The following is an 18,728-nucleotide window of genomic DNA, read 5'->3' as shown; positions in this document are numbered from 1 at the left end:
GACGCGGTCGGCGGGCGTCACGGCTTGAGGCTGCTCACGATGTCCGCCGTGGCCGTGAGCCCGTCCTGGATGGTCGGGGCCATGCTCGAACTGGCCATACAGAAGCCGAGCAGCACGCAGACCAGGGCGTGCGACAGCTTCAGTGCGCCGTTGCGTACGAACACCACCGCCAGGATCACCAGCAGCAGGACCACCGAGATGGACACGACCATCGCCAACCTCCTCCGCCACGTCCGCTTCGCGGCGTTCGGCCGCAAGTGTGGCGTAGCGGAGGGTTCGTCCGTGCGGCTGACGTGTCCGCCGAACGTGTGGTGTCCTGCGCCCGTTCGTCCTACGGCCGTATGTCGTGCGCTCGCGGGGCAGCCGGCCTACGACCGCTCGTGCGCGTCCAGGAACGCTTCGAGTCCGGCGAGGTCGTCGGTGTTGAGGTGGTCGACGCCGGCGGCGAGGAGCTCGCCCCACAGCGCGTCACGGGCCGCGCCCGGCGTGTCGGGCGTCGCCCAGAAGCGGACCCGCCGGCCCCGCTGGTGCGCCGTGGAGACGATCGTGCGCAGCTTCGCCCGCTCGGCGTCCGGGAACGCGCCCACACCCCGCCACGTGAAGTTGAGCGTCCAGTTGTCGCTGATCAGCGGGACGAAGGACGCGGGGGCGGAGGTGCCGAGGTCGGCGAGCCGTCCGTCGTAGAAGGCGCGGCGCACGGTCTGCGCCTCCATGGGGACGCGGGCCGCGCGGTCGCCGGAGATGACGGCGGTGACCGGGCCCGGGTGGACACGGCCGTGCGCGTACGTCGTGAACAGGTGCCGGTAGCGCCGCAGACGGCGGTCCAGCTCCAGGTACGTGGACGAGCCCTCGGTCTTGATGTCGATGAGGAGCTGCAGGGGCCTGCGGTAACCCCGGTACACCGCGCCCCGGTTGGCCTTCACACGCGCCGCGAGCGGGTCGAGGTACAGGGATTCGAGCGTGCGGGACGGGTCGAGGTCGACCGGGTCGTGGGCTACGAGGAGCTGGTCGCCGACGAGGAAGAGGTCGGCCTCGACGCTGCCGAAGCGGTGGTCGAGCGCGTCGAAGAGGGGGCGCGGGTGCTCGTAGTCGTTGTGCGCGTGGGCACGCCACAGCGGACGCGGGCCGTGCTTCCCGTCGCCCGCCCACGCGTGGGTGGCGGGGAGGGCGACGGAGCCCGCGAGGGCGGCGCCGAGGGTGGTGAGGGCTCTGCGGCGGGTGGTGAGGGCCATGCTCTGCCTCCCTGGAAGTGCCGTACGGGACTCCAGAGAGTATGAGTTCGGGTATGGCCCAATGAGGAGGGATGTGCGGGGAGTTGGCCGGACTGCCGCTGCGCGTTCACCTGGGTGGCGCGCGGGTCGACGGTCGAGGCCCGCCCTGTGGAGAGGGCGGGCCTGTCGTTGAACCGGCAGCCTGCGGGGCCTATCGCGGGGCCGGGAGGTCCACGAGGTGAGCCAGCGCCTCGCGGTGGCCGCCCGCCGTGCCGTACGCGATCGAGTCGGCCTTGGCGCGCTTGAGGTACAGGTGCACGGGGTGCTCCCACGTCATGCCGATCCCGCCGTGCAGTTGGAGGGCCTCCTCGGCGGCGTGGACCGCGACGGGCGCGGCGTAGGCCTGGGCGACGGCCACCGCCACGTCCATGTCGTCGCCGGAGGCCAGGGCGCCTGCGGCGTTGCGTGCCGCCGCCCGCAGGCCCGCGACCTCCAGCCACAGCTGGGCGAGCCGGTGCTTGAGCGCCTGGAAGCCGCCGACGGGCCGGTTGAACTGCTTGCGCTCCTTGAGGTAGCGGACCGTCTCGGTCAACGTCCAGTCGGCGAGGCCGAGTTGCTCGGACGCCAGCAGTCCGGCTCCGGCGCGCAGGGCACGCTGCACGGCCGGTTCGGCGTCGCCGAGCAGACGTCCGGGTGCGCCGTCGAGGACGACCTTCGCCAGCGGGCGGGTCAGGTCCAGGGACACCTGCGGGGTGACGGTCGCGGCGGAGGCGTCGACCGCGTACAGTCCGCCGTCGTCCGCGGGCACGAGCAGCACACCGGCGACGGCGGCGTCCGCGATGGCGGTCAACTCCCCGTGCAGAGCGCCGTTCTCGTGCCGTACCACCTTGTAGGCCGCGCCCGGCGCTACGTTCAGCGCGACGGCGAGGGCTCCGATGGTCCGTCCCGACGCCAGCTCGGCGAGCAGGTCGTCGGTGCCGCAGGCCAGCAGGGCCTCGGTGGCGACGACGGCGCTGGTGAGGTAGGGCACGGGGGCGACCGCGCGACCCAGTTCCTCCAGGACGACGGCGGCCTCGCGGTGCGTGGCGCCCTGGCCGCCCTGTGCCTCGGGTACGAGGAGTCCGGCGAGGCCCATGCCGTCGGAGAGGGCCTTCCACAGCTCCAGGTCGTGCGGGGCGTCCGACTCGGTGCGCACGATCACGTCCGCCGCGTCGCAGTGGTCGGTGAGCAGGTCGCGGACGGCGGCGCGCAGCGCCTCTTCCTCCTCCGTGTACAGCAGGTCGGGCTGGGTGCGCTGCGTTGTCATCGGGCGAGGTCCTTCCACGCGACGTCCTTGTCGGTGCGCGGCTCGGCGGGCAGGCCCAGGACGCGCTCGGCGACGATGTTCAGCAGGACCTCGCTGGTCCCGCCCTCGATGCTGTTGCCCTTGGAGCGCAGATAGCGGTACCCGGCTTCGCGGCCGGTGAAGTCCACGAGTTCGGGGCGCCGCATCGTCCAGTCGTCGTACGACAGGCCTTCCTCGCCGAGGAGTTCGACCTCCAGACCACTGATCTCCTGGTTGAGGCGGGCGAACGCGAGCTTCATTCCGGCACCCTCGGGGCCGGGCTGGCCCGCGACGAGCTGCTGGCGCAGCCGCTCGGCGGTGAGCCGGGCGGCCTCGGCCTCGACCCACAGCTTCAGCAGCCGCTGGTGGAGGTCGTGCGTGCGCAGCTCGGGGCGTTCGCGCCAGGCCTTCGCCACGGGCCCGATCATGCCGCCCTCGCGCGGGAGGCGCATGCCGCCGATGGCGACGCGTTCGTTGTTCAGCGTGGTCTGCGCGACGCGCCAGCCGTCGCCGGTCTCGCCGAGGCGGCGCGAGTCGGGGATACGGACGTCCGTGAGGAAGACCTCGTTGAACTCGGCCTCGCCCGTGATCTGCCTCAGCGGCCGGACCTCGACGCCCGGGTCGGTCATGTCGCAGATGAAGTAGGTGATGCCGCGGTGCTTGGGCACGTCCGGGTCGGTGCGGGCGATGAGGATCGCCCAGCGGGCCAGGTGGGCGCTGGACGTCCACACCTTCTGGCCGCCCACGACCCAGTCGTCACCCTCGCGCACGGCCCGGGTGCCGAGCGCGGCGAGGTCGGACCCGGCGCCCGGCTCGCTGAAGAGCTGGCACCAGACCTCCTCGCCGGTCCACAGGGGACGCAGATAGCGCCGCTTCTGCTCCTCCGTACCGAAGGCGAGGATCGTCGGCGCGGCCATGCCCAGGCCGATGCCGATGCGCCGCGGATCGTTGTCGGGAGCGCCCGCGGCCTCCAACTCGGCGTCCACGACCGCCTGGAGTGAGCGCGGCGCGCCGAGGCCGCCCAGCCCCTCGGGATAATGCACCCAGGCCAGCCCCGCGTCGAAGCGGGCCCTGAGGAAGTCCAGGCGCTCGGTGGTGGCAGGGGGATGCGCCGCCAGCAGGTCCTGGGTACGGCGGCGCAGTTCGGCTGCGTCGGTCATGCCGCCGCCTCCTCGGTCAGGCCCGGGACCACGACGACCCTGCCGGTGGTGACACCGTCGGCGACCCGCTGGACGGCGGCGGCCGCCCCGCCGAACGGCACGCGCTCGCTGACCAGCGGCTTGATCGCGCCCCGCGCGGCCAGCTCGGTGAGCTGCTCGTGGCAGCGCAGGACCAGCTTGGGGTTCTTGGTGTTGTACAGGCCCCAGTGCAGGCCGAGGATCGCGTAGTTCTTCACCAGGGCGTGGTTGAGCGCCGGGCTCGGGATCGAGCCGCTCGCGAAGCCGACGACCACGATCCGGCCCTCGAAGGCGACGACCTTGGTGGACTGTGTGTACGCCTCCCCGCCGACCGGGTCGTAGATCACGTCGGCGCCGCGTCCGCCGGTGGCCTCCTTCACGGCGGCGATGACATCCTCGGTGCGCCGGTCGACGACGACGTCGCAGCCCAGCTCCCGGGCCACGGCCGCCTTGTCGGCGCCTCCGACGACACCGATGACGGTGGCGCCGGCGGCCTTGCCGAGCTGCACGGCCGCGCTGCCGACCCCTCCTGCGGCAGCGTGGACGAGCAGCGTCTCCCCGGCTTCCAGGCCGGCCCGCCGGTGCAGACCGAACCAGCCCGTCTGGTAGCCGATGTGCAGGGCGGCGGCCTCGGCGTCGTCGAGGGACTCGGGCGCGGGCAGCACGGCCGCGGCGTCCGCGACGGCGTACTCGGCCAGCCCGCCGTACGGCAGCGCGGGGTTGGCGATGACCCGGCGCCCGTCCTCGGTCTCCCCGCAGATCTCGACGCCGGGCGTGAACGGCAGCGGAGGCCTGACCTGGTACTGCCCGCGGCACAGCAGGGCGTCCGGGAAGTTGATGTTCGCGGCGCGCACCTTCAGCAGGACCTGGCCGTCGCCGGGCGTGGGCCGCTCGACGTCCGCGAGCCGCATCACCTCGCTCGGCTCGCCGTTCTCGTGCACGTGCCATGCCTGCATGGGGGGCCTCCACGGGACTGCTTCTGTCTTGCCGGGGTCCTTACCGGGGTCGCACCGCATACTAAGCGGTCGCTTGCCGATCAGGGAACAGTCCGCCGGTAACAGTCACACATGCGTCACGACCGCTTGGGCCGTGCCCGCACGTGCATCCGCTCCCCCTGCGGCCCGAACAGGCTGAGGAACTCCACGGGCCCCTCCCCCGTCGACCCGAACCAGTGCGGCACCCGGGTGTCGAACTCGGCGGCCTCCCCCGCCGTGAGCACCACGTCGTGTTCGCCCAGCACCAGGCGCAGCTTTCCCGACAGCACGTACAGCCACTCGTAGCCCTCGTGGACCCGCGGGTCCGGTTCGAGCCTCCGCTGGGGTTCGAGCACTTTGTACGCCTGGAGCCCGCCGGGCTGGCGGGTCAGCGGCCAGTGGGTGCGACCGTGCATCACGAGCGGCTTGGACCGGATCCGGGGGTCCCCCACCGGTGGGGCGCCGACCAGTTCGTCCAGCGGCACCTGGTGGGCCCGGGCGATGGGCAGCAGCAGCTCCAGGCTGGGCTTGCGCAGCCCGGACTCCAGCCGGGAGAGGGTACTCACGGAGATACCGGTGGCTTTGGACAGTCCGGCGAGCGTCGCACCCCGTTCCTTGCGGAGGCGCCGCAGCCGCGGGCCGACCTCCGCGAGGACCTCGTCCGTGGCGTCACTCGTACGACTGTCATCACTTGTGCGGCTGCCATCACCCATACGCTCATTGCAGTTTCGGCAAACAAGTTTGTCAATACCGCAGCGCTCGGGCGACTGTCCGAGTGGAGGTGGTCACCATGACCGAAGAGATCGAGAAGACCAGCGCCCATGAAGTGATCGTCATCGGCGGCGGCGCGGCCGGACTGTCCGCCGCGCTGGTCCTGGGCCGGGCCCGGCGCCGGACGCTCCTCGTCGACGCGGGCGAGCCGCGCAACGCGCCCGCCGCGCACATGCAGGGCTATCTGTCACGGGACGGCATGCCGCCGGCGGAGTTCCTCGCCGTGGGGCGCGAGGAGGTGGCGTCGTACGGCGTCGAGCTGGTCCACGACATGGCGCTGGACGTCACGCGCGGTGAGGGCGCCGAGGGTTTCGCCGTGGAGCTCGCGAGCGGCCGGACCGTGCGCGCCCGGCGGCTGATCGTCGCGACCGGGCAGTCCGACGAGCTGCCGCCCGTCCCCGGGGTCGCCGAGCGCTTCGGGCGGGACGTGCTCCACTGCCCGTACTGCCACGGCTGGGAGGTCCGCGACCAGCCGTTCGGAGTGATCGCCTGCTCGCCCATGAGCATCCACCAGACGCTGCTGGTCACCCAGTGGTCGAAGGACGTGACCCTGTTCCTGCACACCACGGCGGAGGCCGACGTCCCGGACGACGACCTGCGCAGGCTGGCCGCGGCCGGTGTGGGCGTCGTGCCCGGCGAGGTGTCCGGGCTCGTGGTGGAGGACGACCGGCTGACCGGGGTGCGGCTCGCCGACGGCACCGTCCACGAGCGGTCGGCCGTCTTCGTGGCGCCCCGCTTCGTTCCGCGCACCGCGCTGCTGGAGCGGCTGGGTGCGGAGCTGAAGGAGACCCCGTTCGGCACGGCCCCGGTGGTCGACGAGACGGGGCGCACCACGGTGCCGGGCGTGTGGGCGGCGGGCAACACCACACTCATGTCGCAGCAGGTCGTGCACGCCGCCGGGGACGGCTACAAGGCGGCGGCCGCGATCAACAACGAGATGATCATGGAAGGCATCGAGGCTGCCGTGCGGGTGTAGACCGGCCGCCTCCGTTGCACCATGGAGGGCATGCTGTTCGCCCGGCTCGCCCGTGTGTCCCAGGAGGTCGCCGCCACCTCGGCGCGCTCCCGGAAGACGGCTCTGCTCGCCGAGCTGTTCCGGGACGCGGAGGCGGACGACGTGCCGATCGTCATCCCGTACCTGGCGGGCCGCCTTCCGCAGGGGCGGCTCGGCATCGGCTGGAAGCTGCTGAGCCGGCACATCGCGCCCACCGGCACGCCCAGGCTCACCGTGCGCGAGGTGGACGCCCGGCTGACGGAGATCGGTTCCGTCACCGGCACCGGCTCGCAGACCGAACGCAGGCGCCTCGTGGGCGAGTTGCTGGCAGCGGCCACCGACGACGAGCAGCGGTTCCTGTTCGGGCTCCTCACCGGTGAGGTCCGGCAGGGCGCCCTGGACGCGCTGGCCGTCGAGGGGCTCGCCGCGGCGACCGGGGCGCCCGCCGCCGACGTACGCCGTGCCGTGATGCTCGCGGGATCGTTGCAGGCGGTGGCTCAGGCCCTGCTCGCGGAGGGCCCGCCGGCTCTGGACCGGTTCCGCCTCACCGTGGGCCGTCCGGTCCTGCCGATGCTGGCGCACACCGCGTCCTCGGTGGCCGAGGGTGTCGGGAAGCTCGGGTCCTGCGCGATCGAGGAGAAGCTGGACGGCATCCGTGTGCAGGTCCACCGCGACGGCGACGACGTACGGCTCTACACCCGCACCCTCGACGACATCACCGACCGTCTGCCCGAACTCACCTCGGCAGCCCGGGAGCTGAAGGGCGAGCGGTTCATCCTGGACGGGGAGGTCATCGCGTTCGACGCTGCGGGACGGCCGCGGTCATTCCAGGAGACCGCGGGGCGCGTGGGCTCCCGTATGGACGTGGCGACGGCGGCCCGCGAGGTGCCCGTCTCGCCGGTCTTCTTCGACGCGCTGTCCGTCGACGGCCGGGACCTGCTCGACCTGACGTTCGCCGAACGGCACGCGGAGCTGGCCCGGCTGGTGCCCGAGCCGATGCGGGTGCGGCGCACCCTCGCGCACGGCCCGGACGACCTCGCCGCGGCGGAGGAGTTCCTCGCCGAGACGCTGCGGCGCGGCCACGAGGGTGTCGTGCTCAAGGCCCTCGACGCCCCCTACAGCGCGGGCCGGCGCGGTGCCTCCTGGCTGAAGGTGAAGCCCGTGCACACCCTCGACCTGGTGGTGCTCGCCGCCGAGTGGGGGCACGGCCGCCGCACGGGCAAGCTCTCCAACCTGCACTTGGGCGCCCGCAACCCCGACGGCTCCTTCGCGATGCTGGGCAAGACCTTCAAGGGCATGACCGACGCGATGCTCACCTGGCAGACCGAGCGGCTGAAGGAGCTGGCCGTCGAGGACAACGGCTGGGTCGTCACCGTCCGCCCCGAACTCGTCGTGGAGATCGCCTACGACGGCCTCCAGCGCTCCACCCGCTACCCGGCCGGTGTCACGCTCCGCTTCGCCCGCGTCGTGCGCTACCGGGAGGACAAGTCCCCCGCCCACGCCGACACCGTCGAGGCCCTGCTCGCCGCGCACCCGGAGGTGGCCCGGTGACGACGGCCAGGCGGAGCGCGGGCCTGCTGCTGTACCGGCGCACGGCGGACGGCCTGGAGGTGCTGCTCGGCCACATGGGCGGCCCGTTCTACGCGCGGCGGACCACCGGGGCGTGGACCGTGCCGAAGGGCGAGTACGAGCCCGGCGAACCGCCCTGGGAGGCCGCGCGCCGCGAGTTCCAGGAGGAGCTGGGCCTTCCGCCGCCCGACGGGGAGGCCGTGGCGCTGGGCGAGGTGCGGCAGTCGGGCGGCAAGACCGTCACCGCCTGGGCGGTCGAGGCCGACCTCGATCCGGCGACGGTCGTGCCCGGGACCTTCCGGATGGAGTGGCCGCCGAAGTCGGGGCGGCTTGCCGAGTTCCCCGAACTGGACCGCGTGGAGTGGCTCGGCCTCGACCGGGCGCGCGAGGTGATCGTCACAGCCCAGACGGCGTTTCTCGACCGGCTGGCGGAGCACTCGGACAGCTCGGACTGAACCCGCGTTGCGCGACCCCCCACCGCGCGGGAAGGTCGAAGCACAGCCAAGGTTTCAGGAGGGGCCATGCCCATCGCGACGGTGAACCCGGCGACCGGCGAGACGATCAAGACGTACGACGCCCTCGGCGAGGAGGAGATCGAGCGCCGGCTCGCGATCGCCGAGAACGCCTTCCGCACCTACCGGACCACCTCCTTCGACGAGCGCGCCCGCCTGCTGCGCCGGGCCGCCGATCTCCTCGACGAGGACGCGGAGGACGTCGCCTACGCGATGACGACGGAGATGGGCAAGCCGATCAAGCAGGCCCGCGCCGAGGCCGCCAAGTGCGCCAAGGCGATGCGCTGGTACGCCGACCACGCGCCGGAGCTGCTCGCCGACGAGGAGCCCGACGACTCGGACGTGGAGGACTCCGGCGCCTCCCGCGTCCTGGTGCGCTACCGCCCGCTCGGCCCGGTGCTCGCGGTGATGCCGTGGAACTTCCCGCTCTGGCAGGTGATCCGGTTCGCCGCGCCCGCGCTGATGGCGGGCAACGTGGGCCTGCTCAAGCACGCCTCGAACGTTCCGCAGACCGCGCTGTACCTGGAGGACCTGTTCCGCCGGGCGGGCTTCCCGGAGGGCTGTTTCCAGACGCTGCTGATCGGCTCGCGCGAGGTCGAGGCCATTCTGCGCGACCCGCGGGTGAAGGCCGCCACGCTCACCGGCAGCGAGCCGGCGGGCCGCTCGGTGGCCTCCGTCGCCGCGGACGAGGTGAAGAAGACGGTCCTGGAGCTGGGCGGCAGCGACCCGTACGTCGTGATGCCGTCGGCGGACATCGACCGGGCCGCGAAGACCGCGGTGACCGCGCGTGTCCAGAACACCGGGCAGTCGTGCATCGCCGCCAAGCGATTCATCGTGCACACGGACGTGTTCGACGCCTTCGCCGAACGCTTCACCGAGGGCATGAAGGCGCTCAAGGTCGGCGACCCGCTGGAGGAGGACACCGACGTCGGGCCGCTCGCCGGCAAGCAGGGCCGCCATGATCTGGAGGACCTGGTGGTGGACGCGGTGGAAAGCGGCGCCACGGTCCTGTGCGGCGGCGAGCGTCCCGACGGGCCCGGCTGGTACTACCCGCCGACCGTCCTCACCGACGTGACCCCCGAGATGCGTATCCACCGCGAGGAGACCTTCGGTCCGGTCGCCACGCTGTACCGGGTCGCCGACCTCGACGAGGCGGTCGCGGTCGCGAACGACTCACCCTTCGGACTGAGCTCGAACGTGTGGACCCGTGACGAGGCCGAGATCGACCGCTTCGTCCGTGACCTGGAGGCCGGCGGGGTGTACGTCAACGGGATGACCGCCTCGCACCCGGCCTTCCCGTTCGGCGGCGCCAAGCGGTCCGGATACGGGCGGGAGCTCTCCGGACACGGAATCCGCGAGTTCTGCAACATCACCACCGTGTGGCACGGAGCGTGAACGTTCCGCGGTTACGATCCCTGATGTGAACCGCGAAGTGACTCTGCCTCTGATCGTCGACGACCGCGGCACGTTGCAGGTGGCGGCCGCCGACGTCAGCAAGCTGCTGCGCACGGTGGGCGGCCGGTGGCTGCACCTGGTGGACGCCGGCGAGGACGGCCTCGACGAGGAAACGGTGGCGACCCTCACCATCGAACTCGCCAAGTTGGCCGACCGCATCGACGTGGCCTGCATCGCGCACAGCAGCGGGGGCGCCTCCGGCTAGGTCCCTGGTCAGCGCTGCTCGAGTTCCCACAGCGTGTGCCAGAACATCGTCTCGTACGCCTGGAGCAGACGGCCGTGGCGCCGCACCAGATCCTCGTCGATCCGTCCCGCGTCCAGTGCCGTCTGCACGGCCTCGCGTGCCCTCCGGTCCAGTTCCGGTGAGGGCTCGGCGAAGAAGTCGAAGAAGCCGCAGGCCTCGTCGGTGAAGCCGTAGTGGCGTCGCAGGGCGTCCGCGATCGTCGCGCAGTAGCCGCCCCAGCCCGCGAAGTTGGCGTTCAGCGCGACCACCACGTCGGCCGGCGCACCGCCCAGCGCCAGCCAGGCCACGTACGCGGGATAGGTCTGGCAGCCCGGAAGCGGCTCGTACGCCGAGGCCCGCGCCTCGTCCGCGCCGCACGCCTCGGCGAACGCGCCGAGCCGCTGGGCCGCCAGTGCCTCGCCCTCGGCGAGCATCTCGTAGAAGGGCGCGCTCGCCGGCTCCTCGGCCGCCGCCCGTTCGGCCAGATGGCGGAACGAGCGCCGGTCGGCGGCGATGACATGGCGCTGTTCGAGGGCGAGGGCGGCAAGCGTGTCGCGCCCCGCCGCGCCGCGGGCGATCAGCGGAAGCAGCCGGTTGGTGCCCGGATCCGGGGCGAGCTTCCCGGCGGTCGTGTCCAGAAGTTCCCTGGCCGTCAACGTCATCGCGCACTCCCTCGTGGCTGCCGCGCCTCCGTCTCACTGCCCTTCGACCCTGACACGGGACACGCGGGGAACGCGCGATCGGCGCTACCGAATGGGCATCCCCGACAGGGTCCTGGCGATCACGAGCCGCTGGATCTCACTAGTACCCTCGAAAATCGTGTAGATGGCGGCATCCCGGTGCATTCGCTCCACCGGGTACTCCCGTGTGTACCCGTTTCCGCCCAGGATCTGAACGGCCTGCGCGGTCACCTTCTTGGCCGTCTCGCTGGCGAACAGCTTCGACATCGACCCTTCGGCCGCGGTGAACGGCTTGCCGTTGACCGCCATCCACGACGCCCGCCACACCAGCAGCCGGGCCGCGTCGACGGAGGTGCGCATGTCGGCGAGCTGGAAGGCGACACCCTGGTTGTCGATGATCGGCCGCCCGAACTGCTCACGGGTCTTCGCGTAGTCGAGAGCGACCTCGTAGGCGGCACGGGCCGTACCCACGGCCATGGCGCCCACGGCGGGGCGGGAGGCCTCGAACGTGGCCATCGCCGCGTTCTTCACACGCTCACCCCCCGCCTTGGCCCTCTCGCGGGCGCGGGCCAGCCGCTCGTCGAGCTTCTCCTTGCCGCCGAGGAGGCAGGAGCCGGGGACGCGGACGTCCTCAAGGACGACCTCGGCGGTGTGCGAGGCGCGTATGCCGTGCTTCTTGAACTTCTGGCCCTGGGACAGGCCGGGCGTGTTCGGCGGGATGATGAAGGAGGCGTGGCCCTTGGAGCCGAGCTCGGGGTCGACGACCGCGACGACGACGTGGACGTTGGCGATGCCGCCGTTGGTCGCCCAGGTCTTGGTGCCGTTGATCACCCACTCGTCCTTGACCTCGTCGTACACGGCCCGCGTGCGCATGGAGGCCACGTCGGAGCCGGCGTCGGGCTCCGAGGAGCAGAACGCGGCGACCTTGACGTCGCCCGCGTCCCCGTACATCTGCGGGATCCAGGTGCCGATCTGTTCCTCGGTGCCGTTGGCGAGGACGCCCACGGCGGCGAGGCCGGTGCCGACGATGGACAGGGCGATGCCCGCGTCACCCCAGAACAGCTCCTCCATGGCCATGGGGATGCCGAGGCCCGTGGGGTCGAAGTACTGCTGGGCGTAGAAGTCCAGGGAGTAGATGCCGACCTTGGCGGCCTCCTGGATGACCGGCCAGGGGGTCTCCTCACGCTCGTCCCATTCGGCGGCCGCGGGGCGGATCACATCGGCGGCGAACCCGTGGAGCCAGTCGCGGACCTCCTTCTGCTCCTCGTTGAGTTCCATGGTGAACTCGGCCATGACCCCTCCAGCGCTGCACTCAAGTGTTACCTGCGGTAACAGTAGCCTGTTACCGACCGGTAGGAAAAGTCAACTCCCACAGCGGGCCCGGCAGCCCGTTCGATGTGCACGTGCCAATGAGTGTTAGTTTGCGCAGGCGTCACGAATCAGCACGGGGTGGGGAGAAGCACATGGACACCACACAGCGGACCGATCAGGAACGGTCCGCCGACCGCCGTCGGCGCGAGCTCCTCGAGGCCGCCGACAGAGTGGTGCTCCGCGACGGCCCGAGCGCCTCGATGAACGCCATCGCGGCGGAGGCGGGCATCACCAAGCCGATCCTGTACCGGCACTTCGGCGACAAGGGAGGGCTCTACGCGGCTCTCGCCAAGCGCCACACGGACGCGCTCCTCGATTCGCTGCGGGCGGCGCTGGACGCCCCGGCGGAGCGCCGCGAACGGGTCGAGCGGACGCTCGACACCTACCTCACGGCGATCGAGGCACGCCCCCAGGTGTACCGCTTCCTGATGCATCCGGCGGAGGGCGGTCAGCAGGGCGAGGGCTTCGACGTGGGCAAGCACTCGGCTCCCCTGCTGCGCCGCATGGGTGAGGAACTCGCCCAGGTCATCGAGGAACGACTCGACCTCGGCCCCGCCGGCGAACAGCTCGCGCGCGTCTGGGGCCATGGCATCGTCGGCATGATGCACGCGGCCGGCGACTGGTGGCTCGGCGAACGCCCCTGCTCCCGCGCCGAGTTGGTCCGCAGCCTGGCCGACCTCCTCTGGGGCCGCCTGGCAGCGGCGGGAGACAAGGTCGGCGGGCCCGGGTTCTGACCCCCACACCTTCGTTGCGAGGGCGCGCCGGCGTACGCACATGCCGAGGGCGCGGGACCCCACGTGCCCACCAGGGGCGCGGGGAACTGCGCGAACTTTTTGGGCGCGGGTACGAACACGCGCTTCCGGGCTCCGGGGAACTGCGCGTGTTCTGAGGGCGCGGGGAACTGCGCGACAAGCCACGACGAACCCGCAGTCGGCATCACACCCGCACCCCAACGGCGCCACGGAACCCGCACCCGCACCACCGTCACCGCCCCCACGGCGCCCGCGCCGCCTGCCGTACCACCCTCCGCCGGCGCCACCCCACGAGCCGGTCCACGTACACCCGGCCTTCCAGGTGATCGCACTCATGCTGCAGGCACCGGGCGAAGAACCCCGTTCCCCGAACCCGCACCGGCTCACCCCGCACCGTGACCCCCTCGACCACCGCCTCGTCGTACCTCTCGGTCCCCGCCTCCAGCCCGGGCAGCGACAGACACCCCTCAGGCCCGCGCAGCACGACCCCGCCCGTCTCGACGAGCCGCGGATTGACCACGTGCCCCACATGCCGCACCTCCTCGTCGTCCGGACAGTCGTACACGAACACCCGCGACCGCTCGCCCACCTGATTCGCCGCGAGGCCCACACCCCGCGCCGCGTACATCGTGGCGAACATGTCTTCCACGAGACTCGCCAGTTCGGGGCCGAAATCCGTGACTTCTTCACACGGTGCGTGCAGAACGGGGCCCCCGAACAGGGTCATGGGGCGCACGCGCCCTCGGGCGCCGGGGATCGAGCCGTTTCGCATGGCCGCCAGAGTACGGTCCTCAACGTCGCACCGGCGCCGACGTGGTGCCGCGATTCGGGCGCGTGAGTGGATCTCGATAGGCTGAGGTCCACACCATGGTGCCGAGAGGCTCAGGCGAGGCGCGCTCGCAAGGAGGATCGAGAACTGATGGCAGGCAACTCGGACCCGCTCACTCCGCGGGCCAAGATCGCCGTGACCGCGGGCAAGGCGGTCGCGGCGGCATCGCGCGCCGCGGGGCGCGGGAGCGGTTCGGTGATCGGCGGCCGGGTGGCCCTCAAACTCGACCCGGACCTCCTTGCCCGGCTCGCCCAGAACCTGGACGTGGTCCTCGTCTCGGCGACCAACGGCAAGACCACGACCACGCGCCTGATCGCGGAGGCCCTCCGTGCCGCGGGCCCCGTCGTGTCGAACGCGCTCGGCGCCAACATGCCCGCGGGCATCACCTCGGCGCTGGCCGGCGGCTCCGACGCCCGGTACGGCGTCATCGAGGTCGACGAGAAGTACCTCGCGGGGGTGGCCCGCGACACCGCCCCGAAGTGCATCGCGCTGCTGAACCTCTCCCGCGACCAGCTCGACCGCGCCGCCGAGACCCGCATGCTGGCCGAGAACTGGCGTGAGGGACTGGCCGGTTCGAAGGCGGTCGTGGTCGCCAACTGCGACGACCCGCTGGTGGTGTGGGCCGCGTCCTCCTCCCCCAACGTGATCTGGGTCGCCGCCGGGCAGATGTGGAAGGACGACGCCTGGTCCTGCCCGTCCTGCGGCGGTGTGATGCAGCGCCCCGGCGACGACTGGTTCTGCGGCGAGTGCGGCTTCCGCCGGCCGACGCCGAGCTGGGCGCTGTCCGGCGACCACGTCCTGGACCCGCACGGCTCCGCCTGGCCGATCCACCTGCAGCTCCCGGGCCGCGCCAACAAGGCCAACGCCGCCTCCTCGGCAGCCGTGGCCGCCGTGTTCGGCGTGCCCCCGCAGGTCGCCCTGGAACGCATGTACCAGGTACAAGCGGTGGCCGGTCGCTACGACGTCGTGCAGTTCATGCAGCGCGACCTCAGGCTGCTGCTCGCCAAGAACCCGGCGGGCTGGCTGGAGACGTTCTCGCTGATCGACCCGCCGCCGGCCCCGGTGATCCTCTCGGTGAACGCCCGCTCGGCCGACGGCACGGACACCTCGTGGCTGTGGGACGTCGACTACACGCGCCTGACCGGGCACCCGCTCTTCGTCATCGGTGACCGCAAGCTGGACCTCGCGGTGCGTCTGGAGGTCGCGAACCAGCACTTCCAGGTGTGCGAGAACCTCGACCAGGCCGTGCAGATGTGCCCGCCGGGCCGGATCGAGGTCATCGCGAACTACACCGCGTTCCAGGACCTGCGCCGGCGCGTGGGCAACTGACGTACTCGCACGCATCGGTTAAGGACAGTGACTTCATGAGCGACAACAGCCTGCGGGTCGTCTGGGTCTACCCGGACCTGCTCAGCACGTACGGCGACCAGGGCAACGTCCTCGTCGTGGAACGCCGGGCGCGCCAGCGCGGCCTCGACGTGGCGCGGCTCGACGTGCGCAGCGACCAGCCGATCCCGACCTCGGGCGACATCTACCTGATCGGCGGCGGCGAGGACCGTCCGCAGCGGCTCGCGGCGGAGCGGCTGCGGCGCGACGGCCACCTTTACCAGGCCGTGCAGAACGGGGCGATCGTCTTCTCCGTGTGCGCCGGCTACCAGATCCTCGGCCACGAGTTCATCAACGACCTCGGACAGCGCGAGCCGGGCCTCGGGCTGCTCGACGTGACCTCGACACGCGGCACGGGCGAGCGGTGCGTCGGTGACGTGCTCGCCGACATCGACCCGCGCCTCGGCCTGCCGCCGCTGACCGGTTTCGAGAACCACCAGGGCATCACGCACCTCGGCCCGACCGCCCGACCGTTCGCGCAGACCCGCATCGGCAAGGGCAACGGCACCGGGGACGGCACGGAGGGCGCGTACAACGACACGGTCTTCGGCACGTACATGCACGGTCCCGTGCTCGCCCGCAACCCGCAGATCGCGGACCTGCTGCTGAAGCTGGCGCTCGACGTGAACGCGCTGCCGCCGACCGACGACCGCTGGTACGAGGCGCTGCGCAACGAGCGCATCGAGGCCGCGCAGCAGCCCGCCTGACACGGCCACGCGTCAGGCCACGCGTCCGAGGGGTTCGAGGGGCCCGAGAAACGGTTCCTCGGGCCCCTCCGCGCCACGTACGACAGCCCGTGGCCATGTACGACAGCCCGTCGCCGCGCAGGAAGCCCGTCTGACAAGGCGACCGCTCACCTGTGCGGCAGCGTCCAGCAGGCGGACGCCCGGTACGGACCAGGCCCCTCCCGCCGGTAGGGTGGCCGCGATCCCGCCGGACAGCGCGGTCCGGTCCCGGCCCTCGTGGAGAAGGTATTTCGGGCTATGCGCATTGGTGTCCTCACGTCCGGCGGCGACTGCCCCGGGCTGAACGCCGTCATCCGGTCCGTCGTCCACCGTGCCGTCGTCGACCACGGTGACGAGGTCATCGGCTTCCGGGACGGCTGGAGGGGTCTCCTGGAGTGCGACTACCTCAAGCTCGACCTCGACGCGGTGAGCGGCATCCTCGCTCGCGGCGGCACGATCCTCGGTTCCTCCCGGGTACGTCCCGAACACCTGCGTGACGGGGTGGAGCGGGCCAAGGGCCACGTCGAGGAACTGGGCCTCGACGCGATCATCCCGATCGGCGGCGAGGGCACCCTCAAGGCGGCCCGCCTGCTGTCCGACAACGGCCTGCCGATCGTCGGTGTGCCGAAGACGATCGACAACGACATCGCCGTCACGGACGTCACCTTCGGCTTCGACACCGCCGTGGGCGTGGCGACCGAGGCGCTGGACCGGCTGAAGACCACCGCCGAGTCCCACCAGCGCGTGCTGATCGTGGAGGTCATGGGCCGCCACACCGGCTGGATCGCGCTGCACTCCGGCATGGCGGCCGGCGCCCACGCCATCGTCGTTCCCGAGCGGCCCTTCGACATCGACGAGTTGACCGCGAAGGTCGCCGAGCGGTTCTCGGCCGGCAAGCGGTTCGCGATCGTCGTGGCGGCGGAGGGGGCCAAGCCCAAGGCGGGCTCCATGGAGTTCGACGAGGGCGGCAAGGACATCTACGGGCACGAGCGGTTCGCCGGGATCGCCCGGCAGCTCTCGGTCGAGCTGGAGGAGCGGCTCGGCAAGGAGGCGCGGCCGGTGATCCTCGGGCACGTGCAGCGCGGGGGTACGCCGACCGCGTACGACCGTGTGCTGGCCACCCGGTTCGGGTGGCATGCGGTGGAGGCCGTGCATCGCGGGGAGTTCGGGCGGATGACCGCGTTGCGGGGGACGGACATCGTGATGGTGTCGCTGGCGGAGGCCGTGGAGACGTTGAAGACGGTGCCGGAGGAGCGGTACGCGGAGGCCGAGTGCGTGCTGTGAGCGCCGCTGAGAGCTCGGTCCCTGAGGTCTGTTGCGGGCTGCGGGCCGTTTTCGGCTGATCGCGCCCACGCGGTGGAGCCGCACATTGAACACAGCCCCGCGCCCCTTGAGGGTCGCGGTTCCGCACGCTCTGAAAGGACTGCCCCCGGTGGCTGCCGCCGCCGGGGGCGGTTCTAGTCTGGTGCGGACAGACTGCGCTCAACCCCCACGAAACAGGAGCCGGCGGATGGATCACAGCGGGCACGGCACGGATCTCTTGCCCTTCACACTGGGGCGGGGGCTCGGGTGGTCGGCCGACCCGTTCTTCCTCGTCGGCTGCCTCGTGGCGCTGGGGCTGTACGGCTGGGGAGTCGTGCGGCTGGTGCGGCGCGGGGACAAGTGGCCCGTGGGGCGGACCGTCGCGTTCGTCGTCGGTGTGCTGCTCGTGCTGCTCATGATGTGCACCAGGCTGAACGACTACGGCATGGTCATGTTCAGCGTGCACATGGTGCAGCACATGGTGATCAGCATGCTGGCGCCGATCCTGCTGCTGCTCGGGGCGCCGATCACGCTGATGCTCAGGGCCCTGCCCGTCGCCGGCAAGGGGCGCAAGGGGCCACGCGAGGTGCTGTTGCTGTTCCTGCACAGCCGCTATCTGCGGATCGTGACGCACCCCGCGTTCACCATCCCCCTGTTCATCGCGAGCCTGTACGGGCTGTACTTCACGCCGCTGTTCGACTTTCTCATGGAGTCCAAGCCGGGGCACGTCGCGATGATGGTGCACTTCCTCGCGGTCGGCCTGGTGTTCTTCTGGCCGATCATGGGTGTCGACCCCGGTCCGCATCGCCCGGGCTACCTGCTGCGGATGCTGGAGCTCTTCGCGGGCATGCCGTTCCACGCGTTCTTCGGCATCGCGCTGATGATGGCGTCGGAGCCCATGGTCGAGGCGTACCGGAACCCGCCTGCCTCACTCGGCATCGACGCGCTCACCGACCAGAACGCGGCAGGTGGCATCGCCTGGGCGTTCAGCGAGATCCCCTCCGTGCTCGTGCTGATCGCGCTGCTCTTCCAGTGGTACGGCTCCGAGCAGCGGCAGGCCAAGCGCCTGGACCGCGCCGCCGACCGCGACGGGGACAAGGAACTCGAGGCGTACAACGCCTATCTGGCCTCACTCAACGCACGCGGTCGCTGAGTCCCGTTTTCTTCAACCGAACCCTCTTTCTCCTTTCGGTAACTCGTCCCTCTCTCATAGGTCATCTTGACGGAAAGGCTTTCCCATTCAGTAGCATGATGCGTGAGCCCTGCTTCCGCTCTGCAGGGTGACGGGGGAAACCACCGCCGGGGGGAGCGGTCATGACCGTGCGCACACGCTTGCGAGGGGCCGGAAAAGCAGCTGTTCGAAGGTTTGCCGCACTGCTGGCGGGAGTTCTGATCGTCAGTGGATGCGACTTGGGGCCACCTGAGTTCGTGGTGAAGGCCGTTACAGCCGGAATACCGTCTCTCGCACCTTT

19 protein-coding genes are annotated in these 18,728 nt (G+C 71.3%); 10 read left to right on the top strand and 9 right to left on the bottom strand.

Going from position 1 to position 18,728, the window contains the following annotated elements; all coding sequences use genetic code 11:
• Positions 1–17: 17 nt before the first annotated feature.
• From ACZ49J_RS13395 to ACZ49J_RS13370, 6 genes are all read right to left on the bottom strand, one after another.
• Entirely contained in the window at positions 18–212 is a 195-nt protein-coding gene (locus ACZ49J_RS13395; RefSeq protein WP_467447757.1) for a hypothetical protein, read from the bottom strand.
• A gap of 156 nt (positions 213–368) precedes the next feature.
• On the bottom strand, positions 369–1,232 hold the full coding sequence (locus tag ACZ49J_RS13390) for a phosphatidylinositol-specific phospholipase C/glycerophosphodiester phosphodiesterase family protein (protein ID WP_467447756.1): 864 nt from the start codon (positions 1,230–1,232) through the stop codon (positions 369–371).
• A 190-nt stretch (positions 1,233–1,422) separates the two neighbouring features.
• The gene (locus tag ACZ49J_RS13385; RefSeq protein WP_467447755.1) at positions 1,423–2,517 is read right to left on the bottom strand and encodes an acyl-CoA dehydrogenase family protein; all 1,095 of its coding nucleotides are present in this window, start codon (positions 2,515–2,517) and stop codon (positions 1,423–1,425) included.
• Positions 2,514–3,695 carry an acyl-CoA dehydrogenase family protein gene (locus ACZ49J_RS13380; protein ID WP_467447754.1) on the bottom strand — a complete coding sequence of 394 codons (1,182 nt, stop codon included), beginning with the start codon at positions 3,693–3,695 and terminating at the stop codon, positions 2,514–2,516. Before ACZ49J_RS13380 ends, ACZ49J_RS13385 begins: the two co-directional genes overlap by 4 nt.
• Positions 3,692–4,669 (bottom strand): NADPH:quinone oxidoreductase family protein, encoded by a 978-nt coding sequence (locus tag ACZ49J_RS13375; protein WP_467447752.1) that lies wholly within the window; start codon positions 4,667–4,669, stop codon positions 3,692–3,694. Before ACZ49J_RS13375 ends, ACZ49J_RS13380 begins: the two co-directional genes overlap by 4 nt.
• A gap of 116 nt (positions 4,670–4,785) precedes the next feature.
• Positions 4,786–5,400, bottom strand: a complete 615-nt coding sequence (locus ACZ49J_RS13370) for a helix-turn-helix domain-containing protein (protein WP_467447751.1) — start codon at positions 5,398–5,400, stop codon at positions 4,786–4,788.
• Positions 5,401–5,477: 77 nt separating this feature from the next.
• Between ACZ49J_RS13370 and ACZ49J_RS13365 the strand changes: the two genes are divergently transcribed.
• From ACZ49J_RS13365 to ACZ49J_RS13345, 5 genes are all read left to right on the top strand, one after another.
• A complete protein-coding gene (locus ACZ49J_RS13365) occupies positions 5,478–6,434 on the top strand; it encodes an NAD(P)/FAD-dependent oxidoreductase (protein ID WP_467447750.1) in 957 nt (318 codons plus the stop codon).
• Positions 6,435–6,464: 30 nt separating this feature from the next.
• Positions 6,465–8,003, top strand: coding sequence for an ATP-dependent DNA ligase (locus tag ACZ49J_RS13360; RefSeq protein ID WP_467447748.1), 1,539 nt, complete (start codon positions 6,465–6,467; stop codon positions 8,001–8,003).
• Complete coding sequence (locus ACZ49J_RS13355; RefSeq protein WP_467447747.1) at positions 8,000–8,476, top strand: NUDIX hydrolase; 477 nt, start codon at positions 8,000–8,002, stop codon at positions 8,474–8,476. The genes ACZ49J_RS13360 and ACZ49J_RS13355 overlap by 4 nt, the downstream gene beginning before the upstream one ends.
• A gap of 66 nt (positions 8,477–8,542) precedes the next feature.
• The gene (locus ACZ49J_RS13350; RefSeq protein ID WP_467447746.1) at positions 8,543–9,928 is read left to right on the top strand and encodes an NADP-dependent succinic semialdehyde dehydrogenase; all 1,386 of its coding nucleotides are present in this window, start codon (positions 8,543–8,545) and stop codon (positions 9,926–9,928) included.
• Positions 9,929–9,953: 25 nt separating this feature from the next.
• A complete protein-coding gene (locus ACZ49J_RS13345; protein WP_467447745.1) occupies positions 9,954–10,193 on the top strand; it encodes a DUF6213 family protein in 240 nt (79 codons plus the stop codon).
• An 8-nt stretch (positions 10,194–10,201) separates the two neighbouring features.
• Here ACZ49J_RS13345 and ACZ49J_RS13340 read toward each other — a convergent pair whose 3' ends face one another.
• Positions 10,202–10,873, bottom strand: coding sequence for a transcriptional regulator (locus ACZ49J_RS13340; RefSeq protein WP_467447744.1), 672 nt, complete (start codon positions 10,871–10,873; stop codon positions 10,202–10,204).
• Between the two features lie 84 nt (positions 10,874–10,957).
• Entirely contained in the window at positions 10,958–12,184 is a 1,227-nt protein-coding gene (locus tag ACZ49J_RS13335) for an acyl-CoA dehydrogenase family protein (RefSeq protein WP_467447743.1), read from the bottom strand.
• 170 nt (positions 12,185–12,354) lie between these two features.
• On the opposite strand from ACZ49J_RS13335, the gene ACZ49J_RS13330 reads away from it, so the two are divergent.
• Complete coding sequence (locus ACZ49J_RS13330; protein WP_467447742.1) at positions 12,355–12,996, top strand: TetR/AcrR family transcriptional regulator; 642 nt, start codon at positions 12,355–12,357, stop codon at positions 12,994–12,996.
• A gap of 250 nt (positions 12,997–13,246) precedes the next feature.
• Here the strand turns inward: ACZ49J_RS13330 and def are convergent, their stop codons facing one another.
• Positions 13,247–13,786 carry a peptide deformylase gene (gene def / locus ACZ49J_RS13325; protein WP_467447741.1) on the bottom strand — a complete coding sequence of 180 codons (540 nt, stop codon included), beginning with the start codon at positions 13,784–13,786 and terminating at the stop codon, positions 13,247–13,249.
• 147 nt (positions 13,787–13,933) lie between these two features.
• Here def and ACZ49J_RS13320 point away from each other — a divergent pair, with 147 nt between their 5' ends.
• The 4 genes from ACZ49J_RS13320 to ACZ49J_RS13305 all read left to right on the top strand — a co-directional run bounded on the left by ACZ49J_RS13320 (position 13,934) and on the right by ACZ49J_RS13305 (position 18,409).
• Complete coding sequence (locus ACZ49J_RS13320; protein WP_467447740.1) at positions 13,934–15,172, top strand: DUF1727 domain-containing protein; 1,239 nt, start codon at positions 13,934–13,936, stop codon at positions 15,170–15,172.
• 35 nt (positions 15,173–15,207) lie between these two features.
• Positions 15,208–15,936 (top strand): type 1 glutamine amidotransferase, encoded by a 729-nt coding sequence (locus tag ACZ49J_RS13315; protein WP_467447739.1) that lies wholly within the window; start codon positions 15,208–15,210, stop codon positions 15,934–15,936.
• A 276-nt stretch (positions 15,937–16,212) separates the two neighbouring features.
• Positions 16,213–17,238 carry a 6-phosphofructokinase gene (locus ACZ49J_RS13310; RefSeq protein WP_467447738.1) on the top strand — a complete coding sequence of 342 codons (1,026 nt, stop codon included), beginning with the start codon at positions 16,213–16,215 and terminating at the stop codon, positions 17,236–17,238.
• Between the two features lie 226 nt (positions 17,239–17,464).
• Complete coding sequence (locus ACZ49J_RS13305; protein ID WP_467447737.1) at positions 17,465–18,409, top strand: cytochrome c oxidase assembly protein; 945 nt, start codon at positions 17,465–17,467, stop codon at positions 18,407–18,409.
• Positions 18,410–18,728: the final 319 nt, after the last annotated feature.

Source organism: Streptomyces sp. NPDC030840 (assembly GCF_055572015.1).
The sequence above is the reverse complement of the archived record's forward strand: the minus strand, read 5'-3'. Positions and strand labels throughout refer to the sequence as shown.

Coding starts and splice junctions, on each gene's coding strand:
- ACZ49J_RS13395 (WP_467447757.1), bottom strand. CDS start 212: ATGGTCGTGTCCATCTCGGTGGTCCTGCTGCTGGTGATCCTGGCGGTG.
- ACZ49J_RS13390 (WP_467447756.1), bottom strand. CDS start 1,232: ATGGCCCTCACCACCCGCCGCAGAGCCCTCACCACCCTCGGCGCCGCC.
- ACZ49J_RS13385 (WP_467447755.1), bottom strand. CDS start 2,517: ATGACAACGCAGCGCACCCAGCCCGACCTGCTGTACACGGAGGAGGAA.
- ACZ49J_RS13380 (WP_467447754.1), bottom strand. CDS start 3,695: ATGACCGACGCAGCCGAACTGCGCCGCCGTACCCAGGACCTGCTGGCG.
- ACZ49J_RS13375 (WP_467447752.1), bottom strand. CDS start 4,669: ATGCAGGCATGGCACGTGCACGAGAACGGCGAGCCGAGCGAGGTGATG.
- ACZ49J_RS13370 (WP_467447751.1), bottom strand. CDS start 5,400: ATGGGTGATGGCAGCCGCACAAGTGATGACAGTCGTACGAGTGACGCC.
- ACZ49J_RS13365 (WP_467447750.1), top strand. CDS start 5,478: ATGACCGAAGAGATCGAGAAGACCAGCGCCCATGAAGTGATCGTCATC.
- ACZ49J_RS13360 (WP_467447748.1), top strand. CDS start 6,465: ATGCTGTTCGCCCGGCTCGCCCGTGTGTCCCAGGAGGTCGCCGCCACC.
- ACZ49J_RS13350 (WP_467447746.1), top strand. CDS start 8,543: ATGCCCATCGCGACGGTGAACCCGGCGACCGGCGAGACGATCAAGACG.
- ACZ49J_RS13340 (WP_467447744.1), bottom strand. CDS start 10,873: ATGACGTTGACGGCCAGGGAACTTCTGGACACGACCGCCGGGAAGCTC.
- ACZ49J_RS13335 (WP_467447743.1), bottom strand. CDS start 12,184: ATGGCCGAGTTCACCATGGAACTCAACGAGGAGCAGAAGGAGGTCCGC.
- ACZ49J_RS13330 (WP_467447742.1), top strand. CDS start 12,355: ATGGACACCACACAGCGGACCGATCAGGAACGGTCCGCCGACCGCCGT.
- def (WP_467447741.1), bottom strand. CDS start 13,786: ATGCGAAACGGCTCGATCCCCGGCGCCCGAGGGCGCGTGCGCCCCATG.
- ACZ49J_RS13320 (WP_467447740.1), top strand. CDS start 13,934: ATGGCAGGCAACTCGGACCCGCTCACTCCGCGGGCCAAGATCGCCGTG.
- ACZ49J_RS13315 (WP_467447739.1), top strand. CDS start 15,208: ATGAGCGACAACAGCCTGCGGGTCGTCTGGGTCTACCCGGACCTGCTC.
- ACZ49J_RS13310 (WP_467447738.1), top strand. CDS start 16,213: ATGCGCATTGGTGTCCTCACGTCCGGCGGCGACTGCCCCGGGCTGAAC.
- ACZ49J_RS13305 (WP_467447737.1), top strand. CDS start 17,465: ATGGATCACAGCGGGCACGGCACGGATCTCTTGCCCTTCACACTGGGG.